This window comes from Streptomyces sp. NPDC056296 (assembly GCF_042268605.1).
In the GTDB taxonomy this organism is placed as follows: domain Bacteria; phylum Actinomycetota; class Actinomycetes; order Streptomycetales; family Streptomycetaceae; genus Streptomyces.
In genome coordinates this window covers 1-6,905 of sequence record NZ_JBHJRX010000122.1, presented here as the reverse complement: position 1 = coordinate 6,905, position 6,905 = coordinate 1, and the positions used below count along the sequence as shown (strand labels likewise).

5 protein-coding genes, 1 tRNA gene and 1 pseudogene are annotated in these 6,905 nt (G+C 68.8%); 4 read left to right on the top strand and 3 right to left on the bottom strand.

Annotated features, from left to right (window positions below):
• A pseudogene (locus ACFCZF_RS40560) lies at nt 1-386 on the bottom strand (undecaprenyl/decaprenyl-phosphate alpha-N-acetylglucosaminyl 1-phosphate transferase); the annotation flags it as partial.
• A 258-nt stretch (nt 387-644) separates the two neighbouring features.
• Between ACFCZF_RS40560 and ACFCZF_RS40555 the strand changes: the two are divergent.
• Both ACFCZF_RS40555 and ACFCZF_RS40550 read left to right on the top strand, forming a co-directional pair.
• Entirely contained in the window at nt 645-2,927 is a 2,283-nt protein-coding gene (locus ACFCZF_RS40555; RefSeq protein WP_376675938.1) for a (Fe-S)-binding protein, read from the top strand.
• A 159-nt stretch (nt 2,928-3,086) separates the two neighbouring features.
• The gene (locus tag ACFCZF_RS40550; RefSeq protein ID WP_376675937.1) at nt 3,087-4,100 is read left to right on the top strand and encodes a YIP1 family protein; all 1,014 of its coding nucleotides are present in this window, start codon (nt 3,087-3,089) and stop codon (nt 4,098-4,100) included.
• 72 nt (nt 4,101-4,172) lie between these two features.
• On the opposite strand, the gene ACFCZF_RS40545 is transcribed toward ACFCZF_RS40550, so the two are convergent.
• Together ACFCZF_RS40545 and dcd are read right to left on the bottom strand one after the other, a co-directional pair.
• A complete protein-coding gene (locus ACFCZF_RS40545) occupies nt 4,173-4,670 on the bottom strand; it encodes a phosphoribosyltransferase (RefSeq protein WP_376675936.1) in 498 nt (165 codons plus the stop codon).
• Between the two features lie 39 nt (nt 4,671-4,709).
• Nucleotides 4,710-5,285 (bottom strand): dCTP deaminase, encoded by a 576-nt coding sequence (dcd, locus tag ACFCZF_RS40540; RefSeq protein ID WP_375911015.1) that lies wholly within the window; start codon nt 5,283-5,285, stop codon nt 4,710-4,712.
• Between the two features lie 569 nt (nt 5,286-5,854).
• Here dcd and ACFCZF_RS40535 point away from each other — a divergent pair.
• Nucleotides 5,855-5,928: transfer RNA gene (locus tag ACFCZF_RS40535), tRNA-Gly, on the top strand.
• Nucleotides 5,929-6,236: 308 nt separating this feature from the next.
• Nucleotides 6,237-6,779: a DUF1707 domain-containing protein gene (locus ACFCZF_RS40530; protein ID WP_376675935.1), complete on the top strand. Its 543-nt coding sequence runs from the start codon at nt 6,237-6,239 to the stop codon at nt 6,777-6,779.
• The last annotated feature ends 126 nt before the right edge of the window (nt 6,780-6,905 follow it).

The window sequence follows — 6,905 nt, the reverse complement described above, 5'->3', positions numbered from 1 at the left end:
ACCGTGATCCAGCCCACGGCGAGCGCCCCGGCCACCGGCCCGGTCACCTCGTACGGCACCACGCACGCCGCCGCGACGGCCGTACCGGCGAGCAGCCACCGCCGCCGCAGCCGCCACACGTCGGCGGCCAGGCCGAGCGCGCCGACGACGGTGCCGGCCACCAGCAGCCGGCCGACCAGCGATCCCAGCGGCACGACACCGGTCAAGTCCCCGGCCCACGCGACCAGCCCGGTGACGAGGACGACGGCCACGCCGCCGAGCAGGGGGACGGGCCGCTGGCGTCGCCGGTCGACGAGGGCGAGGCGCAGGGCGGGCGCCCTCAGCAGCGCGGTGAGCAGGGCGGCGAGGAGAAAGGAGGCGGTGGCGGCGATGATCCCGTAGAGCACGGGCACAACCTATGCCCGAAACAAGCCGAATATCATGATTTGCGACGAATGGCGCGCCCGGGCGCGTCCGACTCAGCGAGACATCCGCCCCCAGCAGCCGGGCCCGGCGGTCAGGGTTGCCTCAGCGACGCAGATCACCGCACGTCCGGCTACAGTGCGGCGGAGGATGGGGGTACTCTCAGACGAACTGAATAAGTTACCGCTTAGTAATACCGAATACCGCCCCCTCGCAACCTCGCAGGCCCGAGGAGCCCCCAAATGCAACTCGCCGCGATCATCGTGTCGCTGGTCCTGATCGTGGTCGGCGTCGCACTGTTCGGCCGCGCCGTCCTGCAGATCTACAACTCCATGCGGCTCGGCCAGCCCGTACCGGCCGGCACGCGGACCAACGAACCCGCACAGCGCACCATCACCGTGGTCAGGGAGTTCCTCGGCCACACCCGGATGAACCGCTGGGGCATCGTCGGGGTGGCGCACTGGTTCGTGGCGGTGGGCTTCTTCTCCCTGCTGCTGACGATCGTCAATGCGATCGGCCAGCTGTTCGAGGCCGACTGGATCCTGCCGGTCATCGGCGACTGGGCGCCGTACAACGTCTTCGTCGAGTTCATCGGCACGATGACGGTGCTCGGCATCCTGGTCCTGATCGGGATCCGCCAGCTGAGCAAGCCGAACAAGCCGGGCCGCAAGTCCCGCTTCGCCGGCTCCAACTTCGGCCAGGCGTACTTCGTCGAGGCCGTCATCCTCATCGTCGGCGTCTGCATCTTCATGCTGCACGCCCTGGAGGGCGCCCTCCACCACGTGGACGGCTACGAGGCGTCGTTCTTCATCTCGTACCCGGTCGTCTCCGCGCTCCAGGACCTGGACGTCTCCACGCTCCAGAACCTCGTCTACCTCTTCGCCGGCCTGAAGATCGCGACCTCCTTCATCTGGATGATCACGGTCGCCCTGAAGACCGACATGGGCGTCGCCTGGCACCGCTTCCTCGCCTTCCCGAACATCTGGTTCAAGCGCGACGCGAAGGGTGGCACCGCGCTGGGCGCCCTGCTGCCTATGACGTCGGGCGGCAAGCCGATCGACTTCACCGACCCGGGCGACGACGACGTCTTCGGCGTCTCCCAGGTCGAGCAGTTCTCCTGGAAGGGCCTGCTCGACTTCTCCACCTGCACCGAGTGCGGCCGCTGCCAGTCGCAGTGCCCCGCCTGGAACACCGGCAAGCCGCTCTCCCCCAAGCTCCTGATCATGTCCCTGCGCGACCACGCGCACGCCAAGGCCCCCTACCTGCTGGCCGGCGGCGGCAAGACGATGGAGGGCGAGGAGAAGGCGTCCGAGGAGCAGCTGGCGGGAGTCCCCGCCGCCGCCCTCGCGGAGGCCGAGCGCCCGCTGATCGGCACCCTCGAAGAGAACGGCGTCATCGACCCGGACGTCCTGTGGTCCTGCACCACCTGCGGCGCCTGCGTCGAGCAGTGCCCGGTGGACATCGAGCACGTCGACCACATCGTCGACATGCGCCGCTACCAGGTGATGATCGAGTCGGCGTTCCCGTCCGAGGCGGGCACGATGCTCAAGAACCTGGAGAAGAAGGGCAACCCCTGGGGCCTGGCGAAGAAGCAGCGCCTGGAGTGGCTCAAAGAGCTCGACTTCGAGGTCCCGGTCGTCGCCAAGGACATCGAGGACCTCACCGAGGTCGAGTACCTCTACTGGGTCGGCTGCGCCGGCGCCCTGGAGGACCGCGCCAAGAAGACCACCAAGGCCTTCGCCGAACTCCTCCACATCGCGGGCGTCAAGTTCGCGATCATGGGCGGCGACGAGAAGTGCACCGGTGACTCCGCCCGCCGCCTCGGCAACGAGCCCCTGTTCCAGGAGCTCGGCATGGAGAACGTCATGTCCCTCAACGCCGCCTTCGGCGAGGAGATGGACGAGGACGGCAAGGTGGTGCCGGAGTCGGCGAAGCCGAAGTCGGCGAAGAAGATCGTCGCCACCTGCCCGCACTGCCTCAACACCCTCGGCAACGAGTACCCACAGCTCGGCGGCGACTACGAGGTCATCCACCACACCCAGCTGCTCCAGCACCTGGTGGACGAGGGCAAGCTGCTCCCGGTGACGCCGGTCGAGGGCATCATCACGTACCACGACCCGTGCTACCTGGGCCGCCACAACAAGATCTACACGCCTCCGCGCGAGATCATCGCCAGCGTCCCGGGCATCCGGAACGAGGAGATGCACCGCCACAAGGAGCGCGGCTTCTGCTGCGGCGCCGGTGGCGCGCGGATGTGGATGGAGGAGCGGATCGGCAAGCGCATCAACAACGAGCGCGTGGACGAGGCGCTGTCGGTCAACCCCGACATCGTGTCGACGGCCTGCCCGTTCTGCCTGGTCATGCTCACGGACTCGGTCAACGGCAAGAAGAACGACGGCAAGGCCAAGGAGTCCATCCAGGTCGTCGACGTAGCCCAGCTCCTGCTGGACTCCGTCAAGACCCCGGCCGACCCGGCGGGCGAGCCGGAGACGGAGAGCGAGCCGACGCCGGAGCCGGTGAAGTAACCGGCCCGGGCCCGCAGCCCGGTACCGGCCCGGGCCCGCGGCCCGGTAACCGGCCCGGGCCCGCGGCCCGAGGCACGACGGCCCCTGACCCCGAGCGGGTCGGGGGCCGTTGGGTTGTCCGTGCCCCCTAGGGGACGCCCCGGTCAACCCCCGTAAGGGATGTCACAGCTCGGCAGCAAAGGGCCCCCCGAAAGGCCGGGCCACGCACGTCACTCTCCGGGACCAGGTACGTTCGAAGGCGTGGCTGGATTCAGGATCGGACGCGGCCGGAACAACGGCGCTCCCAACGCGCGACCGCAACACCCTCCGTACGGACAGCAGGCGCCCCAGGGACCGTCGTACGGCGGTCCCGCGACGCCTCGGCAGCCGTACCCGCAGCAGCCGTACGGGGGTGGCGGCCCCGGCGCCGGTGGCTCACCGTGGCCGCAGCCGCACGGCGGAGGGCACGGTGAGCCGGAGTACTTCGGCGACGGCGGCTACCCCCAGGGCGGCCAGCACGGCGGTCAGGCCCCGCACGACCCGTACGCGGCCAACAACCCCGGCCACACCCAGGCGTTCACGGTCGGCGACGACCCCTACAACCAGGGTGAGACCTACCGCGCCGGCTCCGCCCCGCCGCCCGGCCCGGTCGGCCCCCGCCTGCACTGGAAGGCCCTGCTGAAGGGCGTCGTCCTCGCCCCCAACCAGACCTTCCTCCAGATGCGGGACTACGCGATGTGGGCCCCGGCGCTCATCGTGACCTTCCTCTACGGCCTGCTGGCGGTCTTCGGCTTCGACGGCGCGCGCGAGGAGGCGATCAACGCCACCCTCTCGAACGCGGTCCCGATCGTCCTGACCACGGCCGTGGCGATGGTCCTGAGCGCGTTCGTCCTGGGCGTGGTCACCCACACCCTGGCCCGCCAGCTCGGCGGCGACGGCGCGTGGCAGCCCACGGTCGGCCTCTCCATGCTGATCATGTCGATCACGGACGCCCCGCGTCTGATCGTCGCCATGTTCGCCGGCGGCGACGCGCCCTTCGTCCAGATCCTCGGCTGGGCCACGTGGGTCGCGGCCGGCGCCCTGCTGACCCTGATGGTCGGCCGCTCCCACGACCTGCCCTGGCCGAAGGCGCTCGGCGCGTCGGCGATCCAGCTGATCGCGCTGCTGTCGATCGTGAAGCTGGGCACGTTCTGACGGTGTGCCCGGCACGCGAAGGACCCCCGGCGCGACGCCGGGGGCCCTTCGAGGTTCTTCCGTCCGCCGGAATCAGGCGTCGAGCACCTGCCCGGCCCGCCGCACGACGGGAGGCTGAACGCTCCACGGGAAGTTGATCCACTCGTCGGTCCGCTTCCACACGTACTCGCACTGGACGAGCGAGTGGGACTTCTCATAGACCACGGCGCTGCGGACCTCGGCGACGGTGTCCAGGCAGAAGTCCCGCACCAGCTTGAGCGTCTTGCCGGTGTCGGCGACGTCGTCGGTGATGAGGACCTTCTTCCGGGAGAAGTCGATGACGTTGGGCACGGGCGCGAGCATGACCGGCATCTCGAGCGTGGTCCCGACCCCGGTGTAGAACTCGACGTTCACCAGGTGGATGTTCTTGCAGTCGAGCGCGTACGCCAGCCCGCCGGCCACGAAGACCCCGCCACGGGCGATGGAGAGCACTATGTCCGGCTCGTACCCGTCGTCGGCGACGGCCTGCGCGAGCTCCCGCACGGCGACGCCGAACTGCTCGTAGGTCAGATTCTCCCGAACGTCACTCATACTCGCGTCCCGCCTGCGTTCTCGCTGCTCATACCCGGCTCATACCTGGGTCCGATGGAAGTTCATGAAGGACCGGGAGGCGGTCGGCCCCCGCTGCCCCTGGTAACGGGACCCGTACCGCTCGCTCCCGTACGGGTGCTCGGCCGGCGACGTGAGCCGGAACAGGCACAGCTGCCCGATCTTCATCCCCGGCCACAGCTTGATGGGCAGGGTCGCGAGATTGCTGAGTTCGAGCGTCACGTGGCCCGAGAACCCGGGGTCGATGAACCCGGCGGTGGAGTGCGTGACGAGCCCCAGCCGTCCCAGCGAGCTCTTCCCCTCCAGCCGCGAGGCGAGATCGTCGGGCAGCGAGACGACCTCGTACGTGCTGGCCAGCACGAACTCGCCGGGATGCAGGATGAACGGCTCGTCCCCCTCCGGCTCCACGAGCCGGGTGAGGTCCACCTGCTCGACGGAGGGGTCGATGTGCGGGTACCGGTGATTCTCGAACACCCGGAAGTAGCGGTCGAGGCGCACGTCGATACTCGACGGCTGCACCATGGAGTCGTCGAAGGGATCGATGCGGACGCGCCCGGAATCGATCTCGGCCCGGATGTCCTTGTCTGAGAGAAGCACGCACCGAGGATACGCAAGGCGCGCGGAGCAGCGACAATCGCCGCCACCCCACGCGCCCGGTCCTACTGGGTCCTACTGGGTCTACCGACTGGTTCCTACTGACTGGGTCCTACTGAGGTCTCCCGGCGGGGAGGCCGGCTACCGCTTCTCCGACCCCACCGGCACGGCACTCCGCAGCCGCGCACACCGCGGACATCGGACGAGCCGACCGGGGCCGAGTCGCTCGGCCTGCTGCATCGGGAACGAGGCGGCGGTGAACACGTGCCCATCGGCACAGCGGAGGACGGTGCGATCCATCAAGTCCTTCAAGTCCCTTCCCCAAGAGCCGCGTCTGGCTTACTACCCTGACGACAAAAGCCACAGTACGGGATCAAAGAGACGACTCTCCAGGCGGCACTCCGGCCCCTCCCGACCCCTCGCCCACGCGCCCACCGTACGCCTCAACTCCGGCCCCCCGCAGCCGCATCACTCCCGCCGAAACGCGCACCGGCCCCACGGCGCGAACGCCGGGGGCCAGCGATGAGGTAGAGTGAGCGAGCGTCCAGGCACCGACATGGTCGGCGTCTTACGCGGGTGTAGTTTAATGGTAGAACATCAGCTTCCCAAGCTGAGAGCGCGAGTTCGATTCTCGTCACCCGCTCCATGAAGAAGGCCCAGGTCATCGACCCGGGCCTTACTTGTTGTCTAGTCCAATCAGGGGGCTACGTGCCCTCAGCGTGCCCTAAGTCGAGTCCGGGCGGTCACACCAGCACCGTTCGGACGCCCGATCAGGCATCGACCCGACCTCGCGTCCCACATCGCGAGACGCAATTCGCGTGACCCGCATCACGCGTTGCGCAATGGACCACCAAGACGCATACGCAAAGGGGGGGTTTGCGGGACGGGTGGCGCCCCGCCCTCCGGGCCTGCCTTGACGGCTTCACCTCACCAACTCGGCAGTACGGTAAACCCGTGACCTCCTTACCGGAAGAATCGCCGTCACTGATCGGCGAAGACGACCGCGAGGCAGCCGTGCGACGCCTGCAGGAGGCGTACGCGGAAGGACTCATCCCACACGAGGTGTTGGACGAGCGCCTTCACCAGGTGCTCAGCGCCAGGACGCAGGGCGAACTCGCGTCCGCTCTGGTCTCGCTCCCGGAGGAGCAACCGGGAAGCACGGCCACGATCGCCGCAGCCGGGGGACGGATCAAGCGGCGTGGCGCGTGGCGGGTGCCTCGTGTCCTCAAGGTCGGGTCGGCGTATGGACGGGTGCGCCTGGACCTGTCCCGGGCGATCATCGAGCACCCGGTCGTCGACATCAAGCTGCAACTGGGAACCGGCGGGGCCCGGATCACGGTGCCCCGGGACGCGGTGGTCGACGTCGAAGGCTTGAGCACGGGATGGAAGGACCTGCGCTACACGGTCCCGCGGCGTTCCCGGCCAGGCGGGCCGACGATTCGGATCTCCGGGGCCATGGGATACGGACGCTTGAGGATCCGCCACGCCCTGCGCTAAGGCCCCACCCGGTGCTTCGGCGGGCGCAGTACTAGGTGTACTGCCCAGGGACGTTGGTCAACCTGGTGACGGGTGGTTTGCCGCCGGTTGCGGTGTGGGGGCGGTGGTGATTGTAGTGATGGAGCC

Excerpts from the sequence above, each read along its gene's own strand:
- ACFCZF_RS40555 (WP_376675938.1), top strand. The coding sequence starts at position 645 with ATGCAACTCGCCGCGATCATCGTGTCGCTGGTCCTGATCGTGGTCGGC.
- ACFCZF_RS40550 (WP_376675937.1), top strand. The coding sequence starts at position 3,087 with ATGTCACAGCTCGGCAGCAAAGGGCCCCCCGAAAGGCCGGGCCACGCA.
- ACFCZF_RS40545 (WP_376675936.1), bottom strand. The coding sequence starts at position 4,670 with ATGAGTGACGTTCGGGAGAATCTGACCTACGAGCAGTTCGGCGTCGCC.